Source organism: Streptomyces sp. NPDC002619 (genome assembly GCF_042889305.1).
In the GTDB taxonomy this organism is placed as follows: Bacteria; Actinomycetota; Actinomycetes; order Streptomycetales; family Streptomycetaceae; genus Streptomyces.
The window spans coordinates 12,859-37,059 of record NZ_JBIAQV010000012.1; the positions used below are offsets into that span (position 1 = coordinate 12,859).

The window sequence follows — 24,201 nt, forward strand, 5'->3', positions numbered from 1 at the left end:
GGCGATCACGTTACCAGGATCACTCAGGATCTTTAACTAAACCAGTGAGCCTGCGGGCGCGGGCCGTACGCAGTCCGGACCCGGAACTCGACGCGCTGGCGGCGGAACTCATGGGGTATCTGCCGCCGTACGCACCGGACGACGACTATCTCGGCTTCGCGGTACCGCTCCGACTGCGGTGCGCGGAGGGCGAGTTGCGGCTGCTGACCACGCTGACGTCGTTCGCCACGGCCGTCGACGTCACGCTCGCCGAGCTGCACCTGGAGGCGTTCCTGCCAGCCGATGCCGAGAGCGCGCGCATCCTCAGGGCGCGCGCAAACGATGAGGGCGTACGGCGATGATCAGGGCGTGCGCAGATGAGAGGTGTCGTTGAACAGCCGTACGCTCGCGTTGCCGTCCGCGAAGTACGCCACCGCCGACAGTGAGGCCGCCGACAGCTCCATGCGGAACAGGGACTCGGGCGGGGCACCGAGGGCGAGGCGGACGAACGTCTTGATCGGGGTGACGTGCGTGACGAGCAGGACCGTACGGCCCGTGTATGCCGCGACCAGCTTGTCCCGGGTGGCGGCGATCCGGGTGGCGGTCGCCGCGAAGCTCTCGCCGCCGCCGGTCGGTTCGGCCTCCGGGTCGGCCAGCCAGGCGTTCATGTCGTCCGGGTAGCGTTCGCGGACCTCGCCGAAGGTGAGGCCCTCCCAGGCCCCGAAGTCCGTCTCGCGCAGCCCCTCGTCGATCGACACGTCCAGTCCGAGGCGGGCGGCGACGATACCGGCGGTCTCCCGGGTACGGGCGAGCGGCGAGGCCACGATGTCCTGGATGGTGCCGCGCCGGGCCAGCGCGACCGCAACCCGCTCGGCCTGCTCCCGCCCGACGTCCGACAGCGCCGGATCACTGCCGCCGCTCCCCGAGAACCGCTTCTGCGGGGTCAACGGGGTCTCACCGTGCCGCAGCAGCACGAAGGTGGCGGGCGCCCCGAGGTCGGCGGACGCGGACCAGCCGGTGGTGGAGGTGGCGGGAGCCGTGGCCGAACCGCCGGAGGCGACGTTACGGGCGGCACGCACACCGGCGCCGGCCTTCGCCGCTCCGCCGCCGGCAGGCTTCGCGCTGTCGACCGACCGCCCCTCCACCAGCGCCGCCCGCGCCCGTGCCGCGCCCGCCGCCGCGTCGCCGGGCGGGCCCGACGGCTCCGGTGCCGTCCTCCTGGCGGACTCGGCGGACGAGTCCAGCGCGGCCCTCGAGTCCGTCGGAGACCACTGCTGCCCCCGCTTCCCCGCGTCCATCGCCTCGTTGGCCAGTCGGTCCGCGTGTTTGTTGCGCTCGCGGGGGATCCACTCGTACGTCACCCGGTCCGGCGGGAAGACGCGGCTCGCCTCTGCCGCCAGGGGCTTCATGTCGGGGTGCTTGATCTTCCAGCGGCCCGACATCTGCTCGATGACGAGCTTGGAGTCCATGCGGACGTGCACCGTGGCCGACGGGTCGAGTTCGTGCGCCGCCCGCAGCCCGGCGATCAGCCCCCGGTACTCGGCGACGTTGTTGGTGGCGATCCCGATGTACTCCGCGGCCTCCGTCAGGATCTCCCCCGACGCCGCGTCGAGCACCACGGACCCGTACCCCGCGGGCCCCGGGTTGCCCCGGGAACCGCCGTCCGCCTCGACGATGAACTCCCGCACGCCGTAAGCCCCTTCAGCCCGTCGAGTGCTACAGACCCGACTCGGCCGTGCGCACCAGGATGCGGCGGCAGTTCTCGCAGCGGACCACCGTGTCGGGCGCCGCCGCGCGGATCTCGTTGATGTCGGTGATGGACAGCTCCTGGCGGCAGCCCTGGCAGGTGCGCTGGTACAGCTTGGCCGCGCCGATGCCGCCCTGCTGCTCGCGCAGCTTGTCGTACAGCTTCAGCAGGTCCGCGGGGACGGCCCCGGCGATGACCTCGCGCTCCTTGGTGACGGAGGCGACCTCGCGGTCGATCTCCTCGAACGCGGTGTCCCGGCGGCCGGTCGAGTCGTCGATCTTCGCCTGCACCGACGCCACCCGCTCGGTCAGCTCGCCGACCCGCTCCTGCGCGGCCTCACGGCGCTCCATGACCTCCAGGACGACGTCCTCGAGGTCACCCTGCCGCTTGGCGAGGGAGACGATCTCGTGCTGGAGGTTCTCCAGGTCCTTCGGGGAGGTGACCGCACCGGAGTCGAGGCGCTGCTGGTCGCGGGTGGCGCGCTGGCGCACCTGGTCGACGTCCTGCTCGGCCTTGGTCTGCTCGCGGGCGCAGTCGCTCTCCTCGGTCTGCGCGGCCACGAGGAGGTCGCGCACCTGGGTGGCGTCCTTGGTCAGCGAGTCGATCTCGGCGTGCTCGGGCAGGGACTTCCGCTTGTGCGCCAGCTGCTGCAGGCGGACGTCGAGGGCCTGGACGTCGAGGAGTCGGATCTGGTCGGCGGGCGCGGCGTTCAGTTGGGGGCTCCAGGGGTGTGCGTCGGGTTGGACGCCGCGTGGGCGGTCCAGGGGTCGGTGACCGTCTTCGAGACGTGGACGCGCAGGTCCCATCCGTGTCGGTCGGAGATCTCGTCGAGCTGGGCTGCGGCCAGCTCGCACCAGGGCCATTCGGTGGCCCAGTGCGCCGCGTCGAGCAGCGCGAGCGGACTGTGGAGTACGGCCTCGGAGGCCGGGTGGTGTCGCAGGTCCGCGGTGAGGAACGCGTCCACGCCGGCCGCCCTGACCTGGTCGAAGAGGCTGTCGCCCGAGCCGCCGCTGACCGCGACCGTGCGGACGACCGCCTCCGGGTCTCCGGCGACGCGGATGCCCTGCGCGGTGGCGGGCAGCCGCTCGGCTGCGTGGGCGGCGAGTTCGCGGACGGTGAGCGGGTGGTCCAGTTCGCAGACCCGGCCGAGGCCCCGGCGGCCCTCGGGGTCGGTGGGGTCCGGCACGAGGGGCCGTACGACCCGCAGGTCCAGCGCGCCGGCCAGCGCGTCGCTGACGCCCGGGTCGGCCGTGTCGGCGTTGGTGTGGGCGACATGCAGCGCGATGTCGTTCTTGATCAGCGTGTGCACGACGCGGCCCTTGAAGGTGGTCGCCGCGACCGTGGTCGTCCCGCGCAGATAGAGCGGGTGGTGGGTGACCAGCAGGTCGACGTCCAGCTTCACCGCCTCGTCGACGACGTCCTGCACGGGGTCCACGGCGAACAGGACCCGGGCGACCTCCTGGCCGGGGTCGCCGACGACCGTGCCGACCGCGTCCCAGGACTCGGCCCGCTCGGCGGGCCACAGGGACTCCAGCGCGGCGATGACTTCAGACAGACGGGGCACGGGGAAAAGGCTACCTGGCTGTCCTGCGGGGATGTACCGGCTCGGGCCGCGAAGAGCCCGATGCGGCACAATGCGGCCCGATACGGATCGATACGGCCTGGAATGACCCGGCACAGCACATCCGCCCCCGTTTCCTCAGGCGAACCGCCGCGTGGACACCCTTATGTGTGAAGCGGCCGCCCGCCGGTCCCACGGCTGTGCGTGCGAAAACTACCGTCGTCGCGGGAGGTGACCGAACGATGACAGCCTGTGCGATCGAGCCCTCGGCTACCGGTGAGGACGACGGTATGCCGGAAGCGGGCTGCACCATCACGGTGGACGGCGCCTACGCCGCCCGCCTCGCGCTGGACAACGGCTCCTGGTTCCCGGAGCGCTGGACCCTGGACGGACCCGAGCCGTACGCCGTACCGCTGCCCGGCAACCAGCCCGAGGAGCCCGGCACCGAGGTACAGCCGATGGGCGACGGACGTGTCCTGATCCACCGGGTGGTGGACGGACGGCATGCGTTCGCGCTGCTGTATCCGACCGGACCCGGTACCGGCGAGCTGCCGCTGGGCGCGGTCGAGTGCCCGGAGCCCGCGACCCGACTGAGGCTGCTGCCGCCGGCGCCGGGGGGCGTGTACGCGTACGCCCTCGCGGTCGGCTCGTGGTCCACGGCGGTGTGGCTCGTGGCGGGCGGCGCCTTCGGGCCCGAGCAGCTCGCGGAGATCCCCGGGCGCTGCTCCGGCGGGGTCTGGCTGGACCGGGCGGGGCGGATGCTGGCCCTGGACCGGGAGGTGAGCGGACACACCAAGGCGATCGTGGTGGACCTGGGGCGGGGCGGGGGGGTGTCTCCGCTGCTGCAGATCGCGCTGGGCAGCGACGACCGGCTGCTGCTCGCCGACCGCGACAGCGGACTGCTGTTGATCGGCTCGGACGCGCCCTCGCCCGGGCAGGAACGTTTGGGCTGGGGGGTGCTGGGCAGCACGCTGCCGGTGCGCTTCCCGGACTGCCTGCGGGTTCCGGAGTGCACGGTGACGCCGTTCGCGATCCAGCCGGGACAGGTGTTGACGCCGGAGGACTGTGCGGTGGCGCTGCGCGTCGACGGGGAGTTCGGCAACTGGGTCGCGATGTGGCGGCCGTCCGAGCGGCGGGTGCACCACCTTCCGGCGCCGGAGGGCTGGCTCGCGGGGGCGGGGGTGTGGAGGGAGGACGGGGTACTGCGCCTGCCGTACGCCACGCAGGAGGTGCCGTGCGGGGTGGCGGGGCTGGTGGAGCCTACGGGGCGGGAGTGGTCGGAGCTCTCGGCGTCGGCTGGGGCCTCGGAGCCGAAGACGGCGCGACCCGGAGTCGCCGAACCGGAGGCCGAAGCCGCGGAACCGGAGGCTTCCGAGCCGGTTGTGCCCCGTCCTGTGCCGTTGCGGGAAGCACCTCTGGGACGTCTTGTAACGAAGTAGTGGCGATCGGCGTGCCTGCCTGGATTCGACCCGAGGTGTGCTGGTTAGACTCGCCCGGCTGTAAGAAAGATCATGTTTACGGGGTGAATTCTACTGATGAGCGACACCAGCACCACGCATCCGCTGTCTGCCGGCTCTCACGAGCCCGACGGCCACGGCAAGCACCGGGGCCCGGTCTCGGGCCAGGACAGTGAGGCGACCCCCCACGGCCGCCATCGCAAGCCGGAGCAGGCCGAGTCGGCTGCCTGACGGTACGAGAGAAGAGGGGGCCACCCTGGCGGGTGGCCCCCTTTCCGTTGTCAGCGGCGCCCGGGTACGGCTGTCAGGCGCGCCTGAGCCCCAGCACCTCGGTCGCCGCGAACGTCTCCCCCGGCGGCCGGTCCGCGTAGTGCGGGGTGAGCAGCGCGTCGAGTTCGTCGTACGTGAAGGTGTTCTGCTTGCTGTCGAACTGCGCCCGGACCCGCGGCCGTTCGACGACCGCGACCATCCCGCCGTGCACGACGAGCAGCTGCCCGTTGACCCGCTCGGCCGCGGGCGAGGCCAGATAGCCGACGAGCGGCGCGACATGCTCGGGGGCGAGCGGGTCGAGGCCCTCGTCGGGTTCCTGGAAGCCCGCAAAGACGTCCTCGGTCATCCGGGTCCTGGCGCGTGGGCAGATCGCGTTGGCCGTGACGCCGTACTTGGCGAGGGCGAGGGCCGTGGAGGTGGTCAGCCCGACGATTCCGCCTTTCGCCGCCGCGTAGTTGGGCTGGCCCGCCGAACCGGCGAGGAACGCCTCCGACGAGGTGTTCACGATCCGCCCGTAGACCGGTGCCCCGGCCGCCTTGGACCGCTCCCGCCAGTGTGCGGCCGCGAAGTGGGTGGTGTTGAAGTGTCCCTTGAGGTGGACCCGGATCACTGAATCCCACTCGGACTCGGACATCGAGAAGACCATACGGTCGCGCAGGATGCCCGCGTTGTTGACCAGGGCGTCCAGCTTCCCGAACTCACTGATCGCCAACTCGACCAGTTCCCCGGCCTGTTGGAAGTCGGCGACGTCCCCGGTGTGGGCGAGGGCCGTGCCGCCCGCCGCCCGGATCTCGGCGGCGACCTCCTCGGCGGGACCGGTGGAGGCGGCGCCGGAGCCGTCCCGGCCGGGCTGTCCGTAGTCGTTGACGACGACGGCCGCGCCGAGCCGGGCGAGTTCGAGCGCCTCGGCCCGGCCCAGACCCCGGCCGGCGCCGGTGACGATCGCCGTGAGCCCTTCAAGTGGCAGTGCCATACTGCGCCGCCCTCAGATCTCGATGCACGTACGAAGAGCGGTCCCTGTACGCATCTGGTCCAGTGCCTCGTTGATCTCGGTCAGCGGCACCCGGTGTGTGATCAGGCCCTCAAGGTCGACGCGGCCCGCCCGCCACAGGGCGATGGTGCGCTCGTAGGAGCGCAGGACGTCGCCGCCGCCGTACATCGAGGGCAGGATCCGCTTCTCGTCGAAGAACAGCTCGAACATGTTGAGCTGGAGGAAGTCGTCCATGGCGCCCGCGCCGACGACGACGAGCGTGCCGCCGCGCCGGGTGTTCTCGTACGCCGTCCGCGCCGTGGCGGACCTGCCGACGACCTCGAAGACGTAGTCGAAGCCCTCGCCGCCGGTGATCTCCTGTTTGGCGGCGGCCAGTTCGTCCGGTGACACGGCCCTGGTCGCGCCGAAGGTGAGCGCGGACTCGCGGCGCGAGGCGACCGGGTCCACGGCGACGATCTCGGCGGCGCCCTTGAGCCGCGCCCCCTGGATCGCGGAGATGCCGACACCTCCGCAGCCGATGACGGCGACCGACGAACCGGCCTCCACGTCGGCGGTGTTGAGCACGGCCCCGAGCCCGGTGGTCACACCGCAGCCGATGAGCGCCGCGATGCCGAAGGGCACGTCGTCCGGGATGGGCACGGCGCAGCCCGCGTCGACGACGACCTCCTCGGCGAAGGTGCCGGTGCCCGCGAAGCCGAAGACGTCGGCTGAACTGCCGCCGGACCGCTTGAAGTTGGGGGTTCCGGCATTCATGAATCCGGCCAGGCACAGCTCGGTCTGCCCGCGCTTGCAGGCGGGACAGGCGCCGCAGGCGGGCAGCCAGCAGATGACGACCCGGTCCCCGGACTTCAAGTCCCGTACACCTTCTCCGACTTCGAGGATCTCGCCCGCACCCTCGTGGCCCGGCACGAACGGTGCGGGCTGCGGCAGTACCCCACTCATCGCGGACAGGTCCGAGTGGCACAGCCCCGTGGCGCGCACCCGCACCCTCACCTTGCCGGGGCCGAAGCCCACCGCCTCGACGTCGTCGAGGACCTCCAGCTTGTCCTGGCCGATCTCGTGCAGTACGGCTGCGCGCATGGTGCGGCTCCCCTCGAAGACTGTGCTCAGGTGTGTTCGACGACGGTGTCGGCGAGGACGGGCGCGTCACCTCGCTCGACGGCGCTCACTGCGACCCGCACCGCACCACTGCCCGGGCGCCACATACGGATGCGCAGGGTCTCCCCCGGGTACACGACGCCGGCGAACCGTGTGGTGTACGACCGCACCCGCGTCACGTCCCCGCCGAGCAGCGTGTCGACGACGGCCTTGAGCGTCATGCCGTACGTGCACAGCCCGTGCAGGATGGGCCGGTCGAACCCGGCGAGCTTGGCGAACTCGGGGTCGGCGTGCAGCGGGTTGTAGTCGCCGGAGAGGCGGTAGAGCAGGGCCTGGTCCTCGCGGACGGCGCGCTCGACGGTCCGGTCCGGCTCGCCGACGGGCGGGTCGAGGCGTGCTGAGGGGCCGCGGTCGCCGCCCCAGCCGCCTTCCCCTCGTACGAAGATCTGCGCGTCGTTGGTCCACAACGGGCCGTCGGTGTCGGTGACTTCGGTGCGCATCACCAGCACGGCCGCCTTGCCCTTGTCGTACACGGCGGCGATGCGGCCGGTGGCGGTCGCGGTGCCTCGCGCCGGGATGGGGCGGTGGATCGTCAGCGACTGGCCCCCGTGGAGGACCTTGGCGAGGTCCACCTCGACGCCGGGCATGGACAGGCCGCTGATCACTCCGGGCGAGCCGCTGCCCGCGACGGTGGCGAAGCTCGGCAGGACATGCAGCCGGGACTCCAGGGTGTAGCGCAGCTCGTCGGGGTCGGTGGCCGGGCGGCCGGCGCCGATGCCGAGGTGGTAGAGCTGGACGTCCCGGTGGTCCCAGGCGATCTCCCCCGAGCGGGGTTCGGCGGCGAGGGCCTTGGCTGCGTCGATGGGCATACGGCTCCTGACACTGGCGGCTTCGAGACCTCGGTGCGACTGTCCGCACCGTCGGCCGCACCGAGGTCGTCACGGGCCGACCTAGAACGCGTTCCAGTCCGGCGCCCCCTGTATAGCCGAGCACCCGGCACTTGTGAAGGCTCCTGACGAGGTGTCAGATCGCTCGGCCGTGACATTTGTACTGCCCGAGTGCGGACATCAGCATCTGCCGGACGGAGCGCCCGACTCCCTACCGTCGTAGGCATGACACAGACGGAGAACACCGCCGTGTCCTTCACGGGGGCGGTCAAGACATACGGCGCGGTCCGCGCCGTGGACGGCATCGATCTGGAGATCACGCGCGGCGAGACGGTCGCCCTGCTGGGCCGCAACGGCGCCGGAAAGTCGACGACGATCGCGCTGCTGCCGTGGCTGGGCTCGGTCCCCTTCACGCTGCTCGGTCTGGGCAACGGCTATCGGCTGACCGGCCCGGCCACGGGCGTGGCGAACATGGTGTGCAACCTGGGTCTGGCGGTGGTGGGCGGGCTGTGGTTCCCCATCACCCTGTTCCCGGACTGGCTGCGCGCCCTGTCCGCCTACACGCCCACCAATCGCTTCGCCCAGCTCGGCACCTCGGTCGCCGAGGGGCACTCGCCGGCGCCGGGTGCGATCCTCGTGCTGGCGCTCTGGCTGCTGGCGTTCGGTTCCTACGCCGTCCTTTCGTACCGCCGCAGCGCCGAGAACATCTGACCCGGGGGAGCGGACGACATGTCGTGGTGGAGCAAGGGCTCGTGTCAGCTGGGCGCGTGGCGGACGGCGCGGGCGGAGTGGCGGGAGGACATGGACCGCTTCAGGGCTGCGCAGAAGGAGGCCCGGAAGAACGGGGAGGTGCCTGAGCACCCGGGCCCGCCGCCCACCGGGTTCGCCCTGCTGCCCTGGCTGCTGCTGGGCCTGGGCTCGCTGTCCAACCTTCTGCAGGGCCAGACCCCGAATCCGTGGATCGGCGGCCTGGGTCTGCTCACCTTCAACTCGCTGTACATCTACGTGGTGTTCCGCGCCTTCGACAAGCAGAAGCGCGAGGAGGTCTCCACCCGGGTGGCGCTGCTGCTGATGGCCCTGGTGACCTGCGCTCTGGCCGTCGGCTACGGCGGCAACTGGCTGCTGTTCTTCCCGCTGCTCGGCCTCGCGACCGGCGCGATCCTGCGGGGCCCGCGGCTGGGGCAGATCGGTCTCGCGCTGAGCGCGCTGGCGGGCGGTGTCTCCGGGGTGCGGGAGGGGTGGGACGCGGTGAACATCGCGTACAGCACGTTCCTGGCGACGATGGTGACCGCCGCGATACTCTCCCTCGCCGAGGCCGTACGGGAACTGCGCGCCGCCCGTGAGGAACTGGCCCGCCGCGCGGTGGAGAAGGAGCGCCTGCGCTTCTCCCGCGATCTGCACGACCTGCTCGGGCACACCCTGTCGGTGATCGTGGTGAAGTCGGAGGCGGCCCGCCGGCTGGCCCCGCGCGACATGGACGCCGCGCTGGCGCAGATCGGCGACATCGAGTCCGTCGGCCGGCAGGCGCTGACCGAGATCCGCGAGGCGGTGACCGGCTACCGGGAGGGGAGCCTGGCCACCGAGCTGGCCCGCGCCGACTCCGCCCTGTCCGCGGCGGGCGTGGAGCCGGTGGTCCGCCGGTCCGGCACCCCGCTCGCCCCGCAGACGGAGGCCCTGCTGGGCTGGGTGGTCCGCGAGGCGGTCACCAATGTCGTCCGGCACAGCGACGCGAGCCGCTGCGAGATCACGGTCTCCTCCGGCGCCGAGCGCGTACGGCTCACGGTCACGGACAACGGCACCGGTGCGCGGGTGACCGAACCCCGGGAAGGCATCGGCGGCACCGGCCTCAAGGGGCTGACCGAGCGCCTCGCGACGGCGGGCGGCTCCCTGCACGCCGGCCCGTCGCCGCGCGGCGGTTTCACCGTGACCGCCGAACTTCCCGTGGAACCGGCGGAGTTTCCGGACGTCGTACTGGCTACGGCGCCCAAGGCGTCGTGACCACCCAGCTCACGTCGTCGCTCCACGACGTGGCGCTGTCCCAGGTGTTCGAGCCGCCGTTGCTCGCTATGTAGACGTTGTGGTCGTAGTGCCTCAGATAGCGGGTCGGGTAGTTGTAGGAGGCGAACGACGTCCCTGTGCCGCTCTTCCCCGTCTGGGGACAGAAGGTGGCGTCGGCCCTGAACTGCGCGGTGCCGGTCATGGGCTGCCGCTGGAGCCGGTAGTTGTAGTGCCGCAGGAAATCGCCGGGGTAGTTGCGCGACTCGAAGGACACACAGGAGCTGTCGGCGAGGCCGCGGCGGACGATCCAGGTGGCGTCGTTCTTGTCGAGGGCCGAACTGCTCGATGTCACCGGGGAGATGACGGCCGCGTCGTTCTGGAGACGGACGTATTCGGTGGTGCAGCAGGAGGTCGTCGCGCGCAGCGATATCTCGGAACCGGGGTTCAGTGACCCGGTGCTGCCGGTCGGGCCGCCGTAGCCGACGGAGACGATGTTGCTCTGTACGGCGTCGTCCCGCCACAACGACCTCACGATCGAGGGTGCGGGCGGGGCCGGGACGCAGACTTGGTCGAGATGCCGAACGTCGTTCGATCGAAATACCGAACTATTCGGAGTCGAAATTCCGAACAATTACCGGAAATGCAGAGGCGATTGTTTTGTGTATCGTCGGCGGGCGTCAACCCATCGGACCGGACAATGCCGATTCTTTGGTTGGCTAAGCTTGGCGCGTGAAGAACATCAGGGTCCTGCTCGCCGAGGACCAGGGCATGATGCGCGGCGCCCTCGCGCTGCTGCTCGGCATGGAGCCGGACATCGAGGTCGTCGCCCAGGTCGCGGCGGGCGACGCGATCGTCGACACGGCGCTCACCCACCGGCCGGACGTAGCCCTCCTCGATATCGAACTGCCGGGCCTCAGCGGCCTGGACGCGGCAGCGGAGCTGCGCGAACAGGTGCCCGACTGCCGGGTGCTGATCCTGACCACCTTCGGCCGGCCCGGCTATCTGCGCCGGGCCATGGAGGCCGGGGCGGCGGGGTTCCTGGTCAAGGACGGTCCGGTGGAGGACCTGGCCGTGGCGATCCGGCGCGTGCTCACCGGAGAGACGGTGGTCGACCCGGCGCTCGCCGCCGCCGCGCTGAGCGCCGGGCCCAGTCCGCTCACCGCCCGCGAGTGCGACGTACTGAAGGCGTCCGTGGACGGGGCGACCGTGGCCGACATCGCCGCGAAGCTCCATCTGTCGGAGTCCACGGTCCGCAACTACCTGTCCTCCGCGATCGGCAAGACGGGCACCCGCAACCGGATGGAAGCGATGCGCGAGGCGCGGCAGCAGGGCTGGCTGTGACGACCTGCCACCGCGCTCCTTCCGCCTGCCGCTACTTCGTCACCTCCACCGACTTGTAGGCCGTACCTGCCGGGGCCAGGCAGACGAACCAGTTCGCCGAAGCCCCGGCCACGGGGCGGATCACCATGTCCCCGGGCTCGTACTCAGGCCACATAGACCTGTTCGAGAGTCGACTGGACCAGGTCCTCGGCAGCGTGCTGCTCCCCCGTGAGGAGAAATGCCGTACGCATCAGCCGTGGCCAGCGGCCGACGACGAAGCTCTGGAACTCCTCGTCCCGAGCCTTGTTCCGATCCCCCATGGGCACCTCCTAGATGTAGGAAGGAGTCCACGGACGGCCCGGATCGTTGCCTCACCCGTCGCACATCATCGCGCGGCACCCACCGGGATCCTCCTCGGCAGCCACACCAGCATCAGCACCGCCCCGCCGAGCAGCAGCGCCGTACTCGTGCGGAAGGCCAGCGCGTAGCCCTCGGTCAGCGCCTCCGCCCCGCCTCCACTCCCGGTCCGGGCCGCCGCGATCGTCGACATGACCGCGAGCCCCAGCGAACCGCCCATCGTGCGCGAGGTGTTGATCAGCCCCGACACCAGACCGGCCTCCCCCGGCGCCGCCCCTGACGTGGCCAGCGAGGCGAGCGGTGTCGCGGCCAGGCCCGCGCCCAGCATCATCAGGATTCCCGGGAACATGATCGCCGTCACATACTGCCCGTGCGCGTTCATCGTCGACTGCCAGGCGAACCCGGCGGCGGCCACCAGCGTGCCCAGCGCCGCCACGTTCCGCGCCCCGGCGACCGGCATGAACCGCGGCGCGAGCTTCGAGCCGACGACGACGGCCAGCGAGCTGGGCACGAGGGCGAGTCCGGCGTCCAGCGGAGAGTAGCCGAGCACGTTCTGGGCGTACAACGTCATGAAGTACCACATACAGAACATCGCCGAACCGCTCAGCAGCATCGCCGTGTTCGCCGACGCCACCGCGCGCAGCCGCAGCAGCCCGAGCGGCATCAGCGGAGCCGCCGTACGCGCCTCGACGACGAGGAACAGCCCGAGCAGCGCGAGCCCGGCGGCGAGCGGTACCAGCGTGGCCGCGGCCGTCCACCCCTCGGCCTCGGTCTGCACGATCCCGTACGCCAGCGTCGCGAGTCCCGCCGTCACCAGCAGCGCGCCCGGCAGATCGAGGCGCCGCCGGTCCCCCGCCCGGCTCTCCACCAGCCAGACCAGGGAGCCCGCCAGCACCAGGGCACCCACGGGCACGTTGATCAGCAGCACCCAGCGCCACGACAGCACGTCCACCAGCACGCCACCGACGACCCCGCCCGCCGCGCCGCCGCCCGCGCCGACCGCGGTCCACGTGGCGATGGCCCGAGCCCGCGCCGCCCCCTCCGGCACGGCGGCGGTCAGCAGCGTGAGCGTCGAGGGCGCGAGGACCGCCGCCCCGAGCCCCTGCACGGCCCGCGCGAGCAGCAGTTGCCACCCCTCCTGGGCGAGGCCGCCGCCCAGCGAGGCCAGCGTGAACAGGCCGAGCCCGACCAGGAACATGCGCTTACGGCCGTAGAGGTCACCGGCGCGTCCGCCGAGCAGCATGAATCCGGCGAAGGCGATGGCGTACGCGTTCACCACCCACTGGAGTCCCGAGGCGCTCAGCCCCAGGTCGGTGCGCATGGACGGCAGCGCCACGTTGACGACGGACACGTCCAGCACGACCAGGAACTGTCCCGCGCAGGCGAGTGCCACCACCAGCCAGGTGGGGGGCGTGGTGCGACGGTATATCGGAGTGGTGCCGGCGGCTTCGAGCATGGGTGTCATGCTCTCAACCCGGTTACAGTCCTTGCATCGGCTTTTCGCTGCAGGCGGGTCTGGGCCAAAGGTCCTAGACCACCCGCAGCAGCGTCACGGCCGCCGCCCCGTCCTCGACGAGCTGTCGCGCCAGAGCACGTTCCACGAACAGGCCAGACCTGACGGAAGACCAGATCCCCATGGGAAGGTCAAGAATTCCTTAGCGGCCCGAAGCAACGGAATAGTTGCTCATGCATACGAGGTTCACCCAACACTTATGTCACGCGGGAGGCCTCACTCAATGACGCACACGACGACCGACCAGCCCACCCGGAGCGCGAACGGGGCACTCGTCCCCGTACTCGCCTTCGCGGGCATCGTGGTCGCGGTGATGCAGACCCTGCTCGTCCCGGTCATCAAGGATCTGCCGCAACTCCTGGGCACCGCGCCCAGCAACGCCACCTGGGTCCTGACCTCGACCCTGCTCTCCGGCGCCGTGGCCACCCCGATCATGGGCCGCCTCGGCGACCTGTACGGCAAGCGACGGATGCTGATCCTCAGCCTCGCCGTGATGGTGGTCGGCGCCCTGATCAGCGCGCTCACCAGCCAGCTGCTGACGATGATCGTCGGCCGCGCCCTCCAGGGCTTCGCGATGGGCGCGATCCCGCTCGGCATCGGCCTGATGCGCGACATGCTGCCGCGCGAGCGGCTCGGCTCCGCGATGGCCCTGATGAGCTCCTCGATCGGCGTCGGCGGCGGCCTCGCGCTGCCGGCCGCGGCCCTGGTGGCCCAGCACGCCGACTGGCACGCCCTGTTCTACGGCGCCGCCGGTCTCGGCGTCGTCTCCATCGTCCTCACCCTCCTCGTCGTACCGGAGTCCCCGATGCGCGCCAAGGGCTCCTTCGACCTCCTTGGCGCACTCGGCCTGTCCACGGGCCTGGTCCTCTTCCTCCTGCCCATCACCAAGGGCAGCGACTGGGGCTGGACCTCGGGCACCACGCTCGGCCTGTTCGGCGCATCGGCCCTCGTCCTCCTCCTGTGGGGCGTCCTGGAGCTGCGCCTGAAGGCTCCGCTGGTCGACCTGCGCACCACGGCCCGCCCGGCGGTCCTCTTCACCAACCTCGCGTCGATCATGGTCGGCGTCAGCTTCTACGTCGTGTCGCTCGTCCTGCCCCAGCTCCTCCAGCTGCCGAAGGCCACCGGGTACGGCCTCGGCCAGTCGATGGTCGCCGCGGGTCTGCTGGTGGCGCCGCTCGGCCTGACGATGATGTTCACGGCGCCCGTCTACGCCCGCCTCTCCGCCAAGTACGGCCCCAAGGTCACCCTGATCCTCGGCATGCTGATCATCGCGATCGGCTACGGCGCCGGCCTCGGCCTGATGAGCGCCCCCTGGCAGAGCCTCCTCATCGCCGTGATCCTCGGCGCGGGCATCGGCCTCGCCTACTCCTCGCTGCCCGCGCTGATCGTCGGCGCGGTCCCGGCGTCGGAGACGGGGGCGGCCAACGGCCTGAACACCCTGATGCGGTCCATCGGTACGTCGGTGTCGAGCGCCGTGATCGGCATGGTGCTGGCCAACACCGCGAACAACGTGGGCGGGGTCGCCATCCCGACCATGCACGGCTTCCGCGTCTCCTTCCTGATCGCGACGGGCGCGGTGGCGCTGGGCCTGATCCTGGCCCTGTTCCTGCCCGGCCGGCGCCCGGCGGCCCATCCGCAACTGCGGGCCAGCAGCGAGGAGGACGCCAACCTCGCCCGCGCGGAGGAGGCGCTGCGCGGCTTCCGCGGCCGGGTCCTGGACGCCCACGGCACCCCGGTTCCCCGCGCCAAGGTGACGCTGATCGACCGCAGGGGCCGCCAGGCAGGAGCGGCCCTCTCCGCCGAGGACGGCAGCTACACCCTCACGGTCCCGGCCGAGGGCGCGTACGTACTGGCGGCAAGGGCCACGGGCCACGGCCCCCACGCCTCCTCGGCGACCCACGCGGGCGACGACCGCGCGGTGGACCTGGACCTCGCGCTGCCGGGCGAGACGGTCAGCGCCTGAAGACCGGCCTGACGACCACCTGAGATCGACGCCACCCGTACCCCCTGTCGCCCCGGCGGCAGGGGGTACGACAGCATGGGCCGCCGAGAGCGTCGTACGACCGAGAGGAACCCCATGTCCGCGGCACCCAAGCCCGAGATCCTCGCCGCGTTCGAGGTGGCGAAGGGGTTCATGCCCCTGGATGAGGGGCTTGCCCTGTACGTCGCCGCCATCGAGGCGGGGCGGTTGGGGCTGCCGTTGCTGGAGGTCGGCACATACTGCGGGCGGTCGACGATTCTGCTCGCGGACGCGGCCCGGCAGGCCGGGGTCACCGCGCTCACCGTCGACCACCACCGGGGCAGCGAGGAGCAGCAGCCGGGCTGGGACTACCACGACCCGGAGACCGTCGACCCCGAGGTCGGCCTGATGGACACGCTCCCGACCTTCCGCCGGACGCTGCACAAGGCGGGTCTCGAGGAGCACGTGGTGGCCCTGGTGGGGCGTTCCCCGCAGGTGGCGAAGATCTGGAACTCCCCGCTCGGCCTCGTCTTCGTCGACGGCGGCCACACCGATGAGCACGCCCGCGCCGACTACGAGGGCTGGGCCCCGCACGTGGCCGAGGGCGGGCTGCTCGTCATCCACGACGTGTTCCCGGACCCGAAGGACGAGTTCACCGGCCAGGCCCCGTACCGCGTCTACCTGCGTGCCCTGGAGTCCGGCGCCTTCACCGAGACGTCCGTCACAGGTTCGCTGCGCGTGCTGCGCCGGACGGGGGCGGGCAGCTGAGTACCCGGGTGCACCCATCCGTTGGGACGCTCCCGCCAGGTGAGCCTGAGCCCCACACCCGGCCGCTAGGGTGGCAGGCGTGTCGTACGTAGGCCCGGACTTCGATCCCCCGCAACCGCGCCGGTCCCGGCGGGCGCCCCTGACCGTCGCTCTCGCCGCGCTGGCGCCGGGAGCGCTGCTCGGCTGGCTCGTGTACGAGGCGGTGGGCGCGCCGGGGGGTGGGGCGGGGGACTCCGCGAAGCCGGGGGGCGCCGCGACGTCGGCGTCCGCCACGGCGTCGTCGCCTGCCCCGAGCAGGTCCTCCGACAGTGACCAGAAACACAGCCCGGCACCCACCCGTTCCGCCCCTGCCGCGTCCGGCCCCCTCAAGGGCAAGGTGATCGTGATCGACCCGGGGCACAACCCCGGCAACTTCCGGCACACGGCCGAGATCAACCGCAAGGTGGACATCGGCAACAGCCGCAAGGAGTGCGACACGACGGGTACGGCCACCAATGACGGTTGGCCCGAGGCCGAGTTCACGCTGGACGTGTCCCATCGGCTGCGCACGCTCCTGGAGAAGGAGGGTGCCACGGTGAAGCTGACCCATGACGGGGACGAGCCGGCGTGGGGCCCGTGCGTGGACGAGCGGGCGCGGATCGGCAACACCGCGCGCGCCGACGCGGCCATCTCGATCCACGCGGACGGCTCGGCGGCGGGCAACCGCGGCTTCCATGTGATCCTGCCGGGGTCGGTGCACTCCGGTGCCGCCGACACTCGCCCGATCGTGGGCCCTTCGCGCGACCTCGGCGAGCGCATCGCGGGCAACTTCGTGCGCGCGACGGGCAGCGCGCCGTCCAACTACGTAGGCGGCGGTACCGGTCTCGTCACCCGTACCGACCTGGGCGGTCTCAACCTGTCGACGGTTCCGAAGGTGTTCATCGAGTGCGGCAACATGCGCGACGGCAAGGACGCCGCGCTGCTGACGAGCGGCGCGTGGCGGCAGAAGGCGGCGCAGGGGATCTCTGAGGGAATCGTGAGTTTCCTGCGCGGGTAGGCAGCGGGCTGCCGATCCCGGCGGACACCGTGATCGTACGGACGATAATGTCGTTCCTACGACGAGGGGCCACCCCCGCGCTTCACACCGGGGCCCGAGGGCGACAGGGTGACAGCGACGCCTCTACCGACGAGACGACCTACGAAGGACCTGAAGTGAATATCCGCTCCCTCACTCGAGGCGACGGCGTGGTGATCGGAGCAGCGGTGTTGCTCTTCATCGCGTCGTTCCTCGATCTCTACACCATCTCCGGCACCGGCTACTCGGTCGGCCGGAACGCGTGGGACTCGCTCGGGCAGGGCATCGGCACGTTCATGGCCGGTGTCATCGGTGGCGCCCTGATCGTCGTCAACCGCAGCCTGCCGCAGCCGCGCAAGGTGGCCGGGCTCGACCTCGGCACGGTCGGCGCCGCGTTCACCGTGATGACGGCCTGGACCCTGCTGTGGACGCTCCTTGACCTGGGCGACGTCGACGCCGGTTCCGGTCTGATCCTCGGCTTCGTCGCCTCCCTCGTCCTGGCCGGCGCCGCCATCGCCGGCCCCCTCGTCCCGGCCCTCCAGGCTCCCCTGGTCCCGGCTCCCAAGCCCCCGGCCCCGCAGCCCTACGGTGCGCAGCCGCAGGCCGGTTACGGCTACCCGGGTGCCCAGCCGCAGCCGTACGGCGGTCAGCCGCAGCCGCAGCAGCCGTACGGGCAGCAGCCGCCGGCCCAGCAGGCCGCCCCTGCGCCGGACTTCTCGCCGTTCTGGTTCGCCGTGCCGGTGCCGCGCCCGCTGTTCGGTGAGGACGGTTCGCCGACGCCGATCGCCGAACTGGCGCCGGGCACCTGGTACTTGGCGGTCGAGCAGCGCGGTGCGCAGCTCGTCGCGCAGACCCAGGACGGCCGCCGCGGTGTGCTGCAGGACACGTCCGGGATCCAGCGCGGCTGAGCCCACCCCCGTCGCGCACGGCCCCTCACCCTTCCGGGCGGGGGGCCGTCGTCGTACAGTCGCTCCGACCCCGAAAATCTGACGATCCGTCAGGAGGCAGGTATGCGGCTCGGTCTCGCACTCGGCTACTGGGGGCGCGGCCCCTCCGCGGACCATGTGTCGCTGGCGCGGGAGGCGGAGCGGCTCGGCTACGACTCGGTGTGGACGGCCGAGTCCTGGGGCTCGGACGCTTTCACCCCGCTCACCTGGATCGCCGCACAGACCTCAACCATTAAGCTGGGTACGGCCGTTGCCCAGATGGCGGCTCGCTCCCCCACCACGACGGCGATGCACGCCCTCACTCTGGACCATCTCTCCGGCGGGCGCGTCATGCTGGGCCTCGGGCTGTCCGGGCCGCAGGTGGTGGAGGGCTGGTACGGGCGCCCGTTCCCGGCGTCACCGCTGACCGCGACCCGGGAGTACGTCGAGGTCGTACGGCAGGTGCTGCGCCGCGAGGCGCCGGTGTCCTCGGACGGCCGCTTCCACACCCTGCCCTACCGGGGCCCGGACGGCACCGGACTCGGCAAGCCTCTCAAGCCGATCACCCATCCCCTGCGCCCCGGACTCCCCGTCCTGCTGGGCGCCGAGGGCCCGAAGAACGTGGCCCAGACGACCCGGATCGCGGACGGCTGGCTGCCGCTGTACTGGTCGCCGAGCCGCCCCGAGGTGTACGGACCGGCGCTCGCCGACCTGCCCGAGGGCTTCCTGGTCGCACCCATGGCCCAGGTGCGGGTCTGCGACGACGTCGCCGCCGGCCTTCTCCCCGTCAAGGCCATGCTCGGCTTCTACATCGGCGGGATGGGCCACGCGGCCCGCAACTTCCACGCCGATCTGATGTCACGCATGGGGTACGAGGAGGAGGCCCGGCGGATCCAGGAGCTGTTCCTGGCCGGGCGGCATGAGGAGGCGGTGCGCGCCGTACCGGACGCCTTCGCCGACGAGATCAGCCTGGTCGGCCCGCGCGAACGCATCGCCGAGCGGCTGGAGTCGTGGCGCAAGGGCCCGGTGACGGACCTGCTGGCCCTGGCACCGGACCCGCACACGCTAGCGGTGCTCGCGGAGCTCAACTCCTAGCCGCCGCCCGGAAGATGGCGACCGGATCCGAGTCTGGCGTCGGACACCTGCTCTCCTGCCTCTTTCGGGGGCAGAATCATCAGGAACCACGCCCAACGCTCACCGCCGGAAGGGCCAACGGCGGGCGAACTCGGGGCGAATGCCAGTCCCGTCGTGCCTGCCTGACGCTGCGTCACCCGTCCTTATCCGCCTGCGAGTTGACCGGCGGACGGCACCTTGTCCTTGACCTCGGCGCCCGCGCTCTTCCCGGCGTCCTTGACCTGACCGATGATGTCGTTGAAGGAACCGGCCGCAGAGTCGGTCGAGCCGCCGCCCTTGCGCAGCTTCTTCGGCAGGTCCTTGAGGGCGTCGACGCCGGCGGTCAGCGGTGCGACAGCCTTGGACAGCGTCGGGTCGCCCTTGGCGTTCCGCAGCGCCGCCTTGAGCCTGTTGTACGCGAAGGCTCCGGCGACCCCGGCCTTGATCAGGGCGGCCCTGCGCCCGTGCGCCCCCTTCTTGAACTTGCCGGCCTTCCACGGCTTCACGATCCACTGGTAGGTGGCTCCGGCCGCGAGGCCCGCGTTCGCCACGAAGCGCGTCTTGGCGAACTTCTGTTTCTCCGCCGACGTACTCGGACTTGGTTCGGCTGCGGCCACGAGGGACGTGGCCGCGTTGTCCCGGTCGGTGGTCTCGCTGCCCGCGTAGGCGGTGGTGGCACCGGCGAGCAGGGCACAGCACAGCGTGAGCGCCAGGACGAGGCGCCGTATGGGTACGGGCACGAGGACCTCCGGGGTCTTCTCGCGAGCAGATGTCCCCTCAGCCACCGTCACCCAACTCGGCTGCTTACGCCACTTGGGGGAACCGGTACGGAATTCACCTTTCCGGTTTTACCGGAGCGTTTCCTGTTTCACCGCGCCGCCGGCGGCAAGCCGAAGGACATGTCCCCTCGATATCGCAATGGAGCCAACCAGACCGGCACGGTCATCGCGATCGTCGCCGACGTCATGGCCTTCGTCCTGGGCCTGTGGATCCTGATGTACCTGCTGGACGCCAATCGCGCAAACGATCTCGTCCAGTTCGTGCACGACGCGGCCGCGTGGCTCGCAGGCTGGTCGCACGATCTGTTCACCTTCGACGAGGCGTGGGCCCGGGTCGTGGCCGGATACGGCCTCGCCGCGGTCGTCTACCTCTTCGTCGGCCACGCCGTCGCCAACCGCCTGCACCGACACTGAGAACCCACGCCGCCGGGCGGCCCGGGCGCAACGACACAGCCGGCTGGTCGCACGACCACCGGGGAGCGGGGGTCCCTCCCGCATGACACAGCACCTTCGACGAGGCGTGGGCCCGGGTCGAGGCCGGATACGGCCTCGACCCGGTGGTCTAGGTGCAGCAGTCGGGGTCCAGGCCACTGGGCAGATGCTCGCCGCCGAACACCGCGCAGGTGGCCTCGTGGCCGCCGAGGGCGGCGACCGCCAACAGGAGCGAGCCCGCCGTCCAGGTGGTGAGTTCGCGCGGCCAGATCGTGCCGTCGTCGAAGACGTAGCCCGTCCAGTAGAGGCCGGAGTCCGCATCGCGCAGGTGCCGGATGGACTGGAGGATCTCCAGCGCGCGGTCGGACTCGCCCATCGCCCAGAGGACCAGGGCGAGTTCGCAGGACTCGCCGCCGGTGACCCAGGGGTTGGGGACGACGCACCGCACACCGAGTCCGGGGACCACGAACCGCTCCCAGGACTCCTCCATGCGGGACTTGGCCTCCGGGCCGGTGAGCGCGCCGCCCAGGATCGGGTAGTACCAGTCCATCGAGTAACGGTCCTTGTCGAGGAACCGCTCGGGGTGGCGGCGGATCGCGTGCCGGAGAGCGCCGAGCGCCAACTCCCAGTCCGGCTGCGGCTCTTCGCGCTGCTCGGCGATGGCGAGCGCGCAGCGCAGGGCGTGGTGGATCGACGAACTGCCGGTCAGCAGCGCGTCGGTGGTGGCGATGCCGTCGTCCTCGCGCCGCCAGCCGATCTGGCCGCCGGGCTGCTGGAGCCTGAGCACCCATTCGACGGCCGCGTACACGGACGGCCACATGCGGTCCAGGAACGTGTCGTCGCCGGTGGAGAGGTAGTGGTGCCAGACCCCTACGGCTATGTAGGCGACGAAGTTGGACTCGCGGGAGCGGTCGGTGACGTCGTCGTGGGCGCCGTCCGCGTAGGCCGCGTACCAGGAGCCGTCCTCGTTCTGGTGCGTGGCGAGCCAGGTGTACGCCCGCTCGGCAGCCGTGTGCTCGCCCGCCGCGTCCAGGGCCATCGCGGCCTCGGTGTGGTCCCACGGGTCGAGGTGGTGACCGCGGAACCACGGGATGGCGCCGTCCTCCCGCTGCACGGCGAGGACGCCACGGACGGTCGCGGCGGCCTGCTCGGCGGTGAGGACCCCGGGCAGGACGAGGTGTTCTGTCCGGGGAGTGGTCACTTGGAGTCCACCCGGGGAAGGTGGGGCTTGGTCGCGTACGCCACGAAGCTCTTGCCGATGACCGGGTTCAGCGCCTGCTCGGCGACCCGGGTGGCCAGCGGCTTCTTCATGATGTCCCAGACCAGCAGCTTGTGGTACGCCTTCACGGGCAGCGCCTGGTCGTTGTCCACACCGAAGGCGCACTTCAGCCACCAGTACGGCGAGTGCAGGGCGTGGGCGTGATGCGTGCCGTAGGGCTTGAGACCGGCCTCGCGGATCTTGGCCAGCAGCTCGTCTGCCTTGTAGATCCGGATGTGCCCGCCCTCGACCTCGTGGTAGGCGTCGGAGAGGGCCCAGCAGACCTTCTCGGGGCCGTAGCGGGGCACGGTGATGGCGATCCGGCCGCCCGGCCTGAGCACACGCACCATCTCGGCGAGGACGCCCTTGTCGTCGGGGATGTGCTCCATCACCTCGGAGATGATGACGACGTCGAAGGACTCGTCGGGGAAGGGCAGCGCGAGGGCATCGCCCTCCATGGCGGTGGCGGTGGCACCGGCGGGGGCCTCGCCGGCCTCCTTCATCGCCGCGAACCACTTGGCGACCTCGCGGATCTCCTCGCCGTTCTGGTCGAGGGCCACGACCTGCGCGCCGCGCCGGTAGCACTCGAAGGCATGCCGGCCGGCCCCGCAGCCGAGGTCCAGGACGCGGTCGCCCGGGGCGAGCGGGAACCGGGAGAAGTCGACGGTCAGCACGTGGCCCTGCTTTCGGGATAGACACCGGTGACACTGTTCGGGGCAGCACCCACGGCCCCCTCGGCCGGGGAGCCGCCGAAGTCGTCGGCCGCGGAGACACTCGCGATACGGCCGCGGCTGCCGGCCGGGGACTCGGCCAAGCCCAGGGAGCCACCGAGGTCGTCGGCCACGGAGACACTCGTCATACGGCTCTGGCTGCCGGCCGGGGACTCGGCCAAGCCCGGGGAGCCAACAAGGTCGTCGGCCGCGGAGACACTCGTCATACGGCCGTGGCTACCGGCCGGGGACTCGGCGAAGCCGCCCGAACCGCCGCCGCTGCCGCCGTCGGCCGCAACCCCACCGGAGCCCGCCGCGGCACGGCCGCCATGGGCCCCGAGCCCCCCGGAACCCCCCACCGCACGGCCGCCATCGGCCTCCAGACCCTCGGAAACCGCCGCAGCACGGCCGCCATCGGCCCCGAGCCCGTCGGAACCCCCCGCAGCACGGCCGCCATCGACCCCCAGACCCGCAGAACCCCCCGCAGCACGACCGGCATCGACCCCGGGACCCTCGGAACCCCCCGCAGCACGACCGGCATCGACCCCGGGACCCTCGGAAACCGCTGGAGCACGGCCCCCGGTCCCGCTCGCGCCGCGGCGCGGACCCCGTACCGCCGAACCGCCGGAGGCGATCGCCTCTCGGTAGCGGGACACCGTGCCCTGGGCGGCTCTGGCCCAGGTGAAGTGGCTGAGGACCCGTTCGCGGCCCGCCGTGCCGAGGCGGGTGCGCAGGTCCGGGTCGGACAGGAGCCGGCCGAGCGCGGCGGCCAGCGCGCCCGCGTCGCCCGGCGGTACCGTCAGGCACGTCTCGCCGTCGCGGCCCGCGACCTCGGGGATCGCGCCGCCGGTCGTGGCGACCAGCGGCGTTCCGGTGGCCATCGCCTCGGCGGCCGGCAGGGAGAAGCCTTCGTACAGCGACGGCACGCAGGCGACCTCGGCCGAACGGACCAGGTCGACCAGTTCGGCGTCCGAGATGCCCTTCACGAACTCGACGGCGCCCTCCAGGCCGTACCGCTCGATGGCCTGCGCCACCGGCCCATCCTGGGCGCGCTTGCCGACGACCACGAGATGGGCGTCGGGGTGCTCGGTACGCACCTTCGCCAGCGCCTCGACGAGGAAGACCAGCCCCTTGAGCGGCACGTCCGCGCTGGACGTGGTCACGATCCGGCCCGGCACCACAGGCACCGACGGATCCGGCGAGAAAAGGTCGGTGTCGGCGCCGATGTGGACGACGTGGATACGGTCCTGGGAGACACCGAGGTGGTCCACGATCTCCTGCTGCGAGGTGCCGGAGACCGTCAGGACGGACGGCAGGCGCCGGGCGACCCGCTTCTGCATGCGCGTGAAGGCGTACCAGCGACGCACGGAGTACCGGCGCTGCCACCCCTCGGCCGCGTCCAGCTCCAACTGCCGGTCCACGGTGATGGGGTGATGGATGGTGGTGACGAGAGGCGCACCCACATCCCCCAACAGCCCGTAACCCAACGTCTGGTTGTCGTGCACGACGTCGAACTCGCCCCGCCGGGCCCGCAGATGACGGCGTGCGCGGAGGGAGAAGGTCAGTGGCTCGGGGAAGCCGCCGGTCCACATGGCCGCGACTTCGAGGGCGTCGACCCAGTCCCGGTACTCGTCCCGGTTCGGCGTGCGAAAGGGGTCGGGCTGGCGGTAGAGGTCCAGGCTCGGCAGCTCGGTCAGGCTCAGCCGGTCGGCGTACTCCGCGCCCTCGTCGAGGATCGGGTACGGCTGCGAACCGATGACCTCGACGCGGTGCCCGAGGCGGGCCAGCTCGCGCGAGAGGTGCCGTACGTAGACACCTTGCCCGCCGCAGAACGGGTTCCCTTTATAGGTGAGAAGCGCGATGTCGAGCGGTCGCTCGCCGTCGGCTGCGGAGTCCTGCCGGGCACCCGCACCCCTGGCCTCAGCGGTCACTCCGGACCCCCTTCTCCCTGCACTTCCCGCGAGACTACGACGGGACGGTAATCTAGAACAAGTTTCAGACTTGATCGTTCAAGAGGCTCTGA

24 protein-coding genes and 1 pseudogene are annotated in these 24,201 nt (G+C 71.4%); 12 read left to right on the forward strand and 13 right to left on the reverse strand.

Translation table 11 applies throughout. From position 1 onward, the window contains the following. The first annotated feature begins 44 nt into the window (after positions 1–44). On the forward strand, positions 45–341 hold the full coding sequence (locus tag ACFYXB_RS20400; protein WP_389584176.1) for a hypothetical protein: 297 nt from the start codon (positions 45–47) through the stop codon (positions 339–341). On the opposite strand, the gene ACFYXB_RS20405 is transcribed toward ACFYXB_RS20400, so the two are convergent. The 3 genes from ACFYXB_RS20405 to ACFYXB_RS20415 are packed head-to-tail and all read right to left on the reverse strand — an operon-like array spanning position 342 to position 3,290. Next, positions 342–1,667 carry a bifunctional RNase H/acid phosphatase gene (locus ACFYXB_RS20405; protein WP_389584178.1) on the reverse strand — a complete coding sequence of 442 codons (1,326 nt, stop codon included), beginning with the start codon at positions 1,665–1,667 and terminating at the stop codon, positions 342–344. A gap of 28 nt (positions 1,668–1,695) precedes the next feature. Continuing rightward, on the reverse strand, positions 1,696–2,439 hold the full coding sequence (locus ACFYXB_RS20410; protein WP_389584548.1) for a zinc ribbon domain-containing protein: 744 nt from the start codon (positions 2,437–2,439) through the stop codon (positions 1,696–1,698). Further along, complete coding sequence (locus ACFYXB_RS20415; protein WP_389584181.1) at positions 2,436–3,290, reverse strand: Nif3-like dinuclear metal center hexameric protein; 855 nt, start codon at positions 3,288–3,290, stop codon at positions 2,436–2,438. Before ACFYXB_RS20415 ends, ACFYXB_RS20410 begins: the two co-directional genes overlap by 4 nt. A 239-nt stretch (positions 3,291–3,529) precedes the next feature. Here ACFYXB_RS20415 and ACFYXB_RS20420 point away from each other — a divergent pair, with 239 nt between their 5' ends. Beyond that, a complete protein-coding gene (locus tag ACFYXB_RS20420; RefSeq protein ID WP_389584184.1) occupies positions 3,530–4,726 on the forward strand; it encodes a hypothetical protein in 1,197 nt (398 codons plus the stop codon). A gap of 96 nt (positions 4,727–4,822) precedes the next feature. Then, complete coding sequence (locus ACFYXB_RS20425) at positions 4,823–4,975, forward strand: hypothetical protein (RefSeq protein ID WP_351355656.1); 153 nt, start codon at positions 4,823–4,825, stop codon at positions 4,973–4,975. Positions 4,976–5,048: 73 nt separating this feature from the next. Here the strand turns inward: ACFYXB_RS20425 and ACFYXB_RS20430 are convergent, their stop codons facing one another. Genes ACFYXB_RS20430 through ACFYXB_RS20440 form a run of 3 tightly spaced genes read right to left on the reverse strand, consistent with a single transcriptional unit; the run spans position 5,049 to position 7,972 of the window. Next, positions 5,049–5,987 carry a 3-oxoacyl-ACP reductase gene (locus ACFYXB_RS20430; RefSeq protein ID WP_389584187.1) on the reverse strand — a complete coding sequence of 313 codons (939 nt, stop codon included), beginning with the start codon at positions 5,985–5,987 and terminating at the stop codon, positions 5,049–5,051. A 12-nt stretch (positions 5,988–5,999) separates the two neighbouring features. After that, positions 6,000–7,085: a Zn-dependent alcohol dehydrogenase gene (locus ACFYXB_RS20435; RefSeq protein WP_389584190.1), complete on the reverse strand. Its 1,086-nt coding sequence runs from the start codon at positions 7,083–7,085 to the stop codon at positions 6,000–6,002. Between the two features lie 26 nt (positions 7,086–7,111). Further along, a complete protein-coding gene (locus tag ACFYXB_RS20440) occupies positions 7,112–7,972 on the reverse strand; it encodes a MaoC/PaaZ C-terminal domain-containing protein (protein ID WP_389584192.1) in 861 nt (286 codons plus the stop codon). 243 nt (positions 7,973–8,215) lie between these two features. On the opposite strand from ACFYXB_RS20440, the gene ACFYXB_RS20445 reads away from it, so the two are divergent. Next, entirely contained in the window at positions 8,216–8,701 is a 486-nt protein-coding gene (locus ACFYXB_RS20445; protein WP_389584194.1) for an ATP-binding cassette domain-containing protein, read from the forward strand. A gap of 18 nt (positions 8,702–8,719) precedes the next feature. After that, positions 8,720–9,988 (forward strand): sensor histidine kinase, encoded by a 1,269-nt coding sequence (locus ACFYXB_RS20450; RefSeq protein ID WP_389584197.1) that lies wholly within the window; start codon positions 8,720–8,722, stop codon positions 9,986–9,988. Here ACFYXB_RS20450 and ACFYXB_RS20455 read toward each other — a convergent pair. After that, positions 9,966–10,520, reverse strand: coding sequence for an AbfB domain-containing protein (locus ACFYXB_RS20455; RefSeq protein WP_389584199.1), 555 nt, complete (start codon positions 10,518–10,520; stop codon positions 9,966–9,968). The two genes, ACFYXB_RS20450 and ACFYXB_RS20455, sit on opposite strands and share 23 nt — an antisense overlap. A gap of 197 nt (positions 10,521–10,717) precedes the next feature. Here ACFYXB_RS20455 and ACFYXB_RS20460 point away from each other — a divergent pair, with 197 nt between their 5' ends. Then, the gene (locus tag ACFYXB_RS20460; protein ID WP_351355636.1) at positions 10,718–11,329 is read left to right on the forward strand and encodes a response regulator transcription factor; all 612 of its coding nucleotides are present in this window, start codon (positions 10,718–10,720) and stop codon (positions 11,327–11,329) included. 146 nt (positions 11,330–11,475) lie between these two features. Here the strand turns inward: ACFYXB_RS20460 and ACFYXB_RS20465 are convergent. Both ACFYXB_RS20465 and ACFYXB_RS20470 read right to left on the reverse strand, forming a co-directional pair. Further along, positions 11,476–11,628 (reverse strand): annotated as a pseudogene (locus tag ACFYXB_RS20465) (SigE family RNA polymerase sigma factor); the annotation flags it as partial. 65 nt (positions 11,629–11,693) lie between these two features. After that, positions 11,694–13,130, reverse strand: a complete 1,437-nt coding sequence (locus ACFYXB_RS20470; RefSeq protein ID WP_389584202.1) for an MFS transporter — start codon at positions 13,128–13,130, stop codon at positions 11,694–11,696. Positions 13,131–13,401: 271 nt separating this feature from the next. Between ACFYXB_RS20470 and ACFYXB_RS20475 the strand changes: the two genes are divergently transcribed. The 5 genes from ACFYXB_RS20475 to ACFYXB_RS20495 all read left to right on the forward strand — a co-directional run bounded on the left by ACFYXB_RS20475 (position 13,402) and on the right by ACFYXB_RS20495 (position 18,981). Then, positions 13,402–15,141, forward strand: a complete 1,740-nt coding sequence (locus tag ACFYXB_RS20475; RefSeq protein ID WP_351355624.1) for an MFS transporter — start codon at positions 13,402–13,404, stop codon at positions 15,139–15,141. A 114-nt stretch (positions 15,142–15,255) separates the two neighbouring features. Further along, entirely contained in the window at positions 15,256–15,906 is a 651-nt protein-coding gene (locus ACFYXB_RS20480) for a class I SAM-dependent methyltransferase (RefSeq protein WP_351355621.1), read from the forward strand. A 79-nt stretch (positions 15,907–15,985) separates the two neighbouring features. Next, the gene (locus ACFYXB_RS20485) at positions 15,986–16,942 is read left to right on the forward strand and encodes an N-acetylmuramoyl-L-alanine amidase (RefSeq protein WP_389584205.1); all 957 of its coding nucleotides are present in this window, start codon (positions 15,986–15,988) and stop codon (positions 16,940–16,942) included. A gap of 155 nt (positions 16,943–17,097) precedes the next feature. Then, positions 17,098–17,868: a DUF5336 domain-containing protein gene (locus ACFYXB_RS20490; protein WP_389584207.1), complete on the forward strand. Its 771-nt coding sequence runs from the start codon at positions 17,098–17,100 to the stop codon at positions 17,866–17,868. 102 nt (positions 17,869–17,970) lie between these two features. Then, entirely contained in the window at positions 17,971–18,981 is a 1,011-nt protein-coding gene (locus ACFYXB_RS20495) for an LLM class F420-dependent oxidoreductase (protein WP_389584210.1), read from the forward strand. Positions 18,982–19,163: 182 nt separating this feature from the next. Here the strand turns inward: ACFYXB_RS20495 and ACFYXB_RS20500 are convergent, their stop codons facing one another. Further along, positions 19,164–19,739: a hypothetical protein gene (locus ACFYXB_RS20500; protein ID WP_389584212.1), complete on the reverse strand. Its 576-nt coding sequence runs from the start codon at positions 19,737–19,739 to the stop codon at positions 19,164–19,166. A 159-nt stretch (positions 19,740–19,898) separates the two neighbouring features. On the opposite strand from ACFYXB_RS20500, the gene ACFYXB_RS20505 reads away from it, so the two are divergent. Then, on the forward strand, positions 19,899–20,192 hold the full coding sequence (locus tag ACFYXB_RS20505; RefSeq protein ID WP_351355725.1) for a hypothetical protein: 294 nt from the start codon (positions 19,899–19,901) through the stop codon (positions 20,190–20,192). Between the two features lie 148 nt (positions 20,193–20,340). Here ACFYXB_RS20505 and ACFYXB_RS20510 read toward each other — a convergent pair whose 3' ends face one another. Genes ACFYXB_RS20510 through ACFYXB_RS20520 form a run of 3 tightly spaced genes read right to left on the reverse strand, consistent with a single transcriptional unit; the run spans position 20,341 to position 24,109 of the window. Beyond that, positions 20,341–21,411 (reverse strand): prenyltransferase/squalene oxidase repeat-containing protein, encoded by a 1,071-nt coding sequence (locus tag ACFYXB_RS20510; RefSeq protein ID WP_388501433.1) that lies wholly within the window; start codon positions 21,409–21,411, stop codon positions 20,341–20,343. Then, positions 21,408–22,142: a class I SAM-dependent methyltransferase gene (locus ACFYXB_RS20515; protein ID WP_389584216.1), complete on the reverse strand. Its 735-nt coding sequence runs from the start codon at positions 22,140–22,142 to the stop codon at positions 21,408–21,410. Before ACFYXB_RS20515 ends, ACFYXB_RS20510 begins: the two co-directional genes overlap by 4 nt. After that, positions 22,136–24,109, reverse strand: a complete 1,974-nt coding sequence (locus ACFYXB_RS20520; RefSeq protein WP_389584219.1) for a glycosyltransferase family 4 protein — start codon at positions 24,107–24,109, stop codon at positions 22,136–22,138. Before ACFYXB_RS20520 ends, ACFYXB_RS20515 begins: the two co-directional genes overlap by 7 nt. Between the last annotated feature and the right edge of the window lie 92 nt (positions 24,110–24,201).

Bases quoted from the DNA above. Each gene is read 5' to 3' on its own strand.
- ACFYXB_RS20420 (WP_389584184.1), top strand. From the start codon at position 3,530: ATGACAGCCTGTGCGATCGAGCCCTCGGCTACCGGTGAGGACGACGGT.
- ACFYXB_RS20425 (WP_351355656.1), top strand. From the start codon at position 4,823: ATGAGCGACACCAGCACCACGCATCCGCTGTCTGCCGGCTCTCACGAG.
- ACFYXB_RS20430 (WP_389584187.1), bottom strand. From the start codon at position 5,987: ATGGCACTGCCACTTGAAGGGCTCACGGCGATCGTCACCGGCGCCGGC.
- ACFYXB_RS20435 (WP_389584190.1), bottom strand. From the start codon at position 7,085: ATGCGCGCAGCCGTACTGCACGAGATCGGCCAGGACAAGCTGGAGGTC.
- ACFYXB_RS20440 (WP_389584192.1), bottom strand. From the start codon at position 7,972: ATGCCCATCGACGCAGCCAAGGCCCTCGCCGCCGAACCCCGCTCGGGG.
- ACFYXB_RS20445 (WP_389584194.1), top strand. From the start codon at position 8,216: ATGACACAGACGGAGAACACCGCCGTGTCCTTCACGGGGGCGGTCAAG.
- ACFYXB_RS20450 (WP_389584197.1), top strand. From the start codon at position 8,720: ATGTCGTGGTGGAGCAAGGGCTCGTGTCAGCTGGGCGCGTGGCGGACG.
- ACFYXB_RS20470 (WP_389584202.1), bottom strand. From the start codon at position 13,130: ATGACACCCATGCTCGAAGCCGCCGGCACCACTCCGATATACCGTCGC.
- ACFYXB_RS20475 (WP_351355624.1), top strand. From the start codon at position 13,402: ATGACGCACACGACGACCGACCAGCCCACCCGGAGCGCGAACGGGGCA.
- ACFYXB_RS20480 (WP_351355621.1), top strand. From the start codon at position 15,256: ATGTCCGCGGCACCCAAGCCCGAGATCCTCGCCGCGTTCGAGGTGGCG.
- ACFYXB_RS20495 (WP_389584210.1), top strand. From the start codon at position 17,971: ATGCGGCTCGGTCTCGCACTCGGCTACTGGGGGCGCGGCCCCTCCGCG.
- ACFYXB_RS20505 (WP_351355725.1), top strand. From the start codon at position 19,899: ATGTCCCCTCGATATCGCAATGGAGCCAACCAGACCGGCACGGTCATC.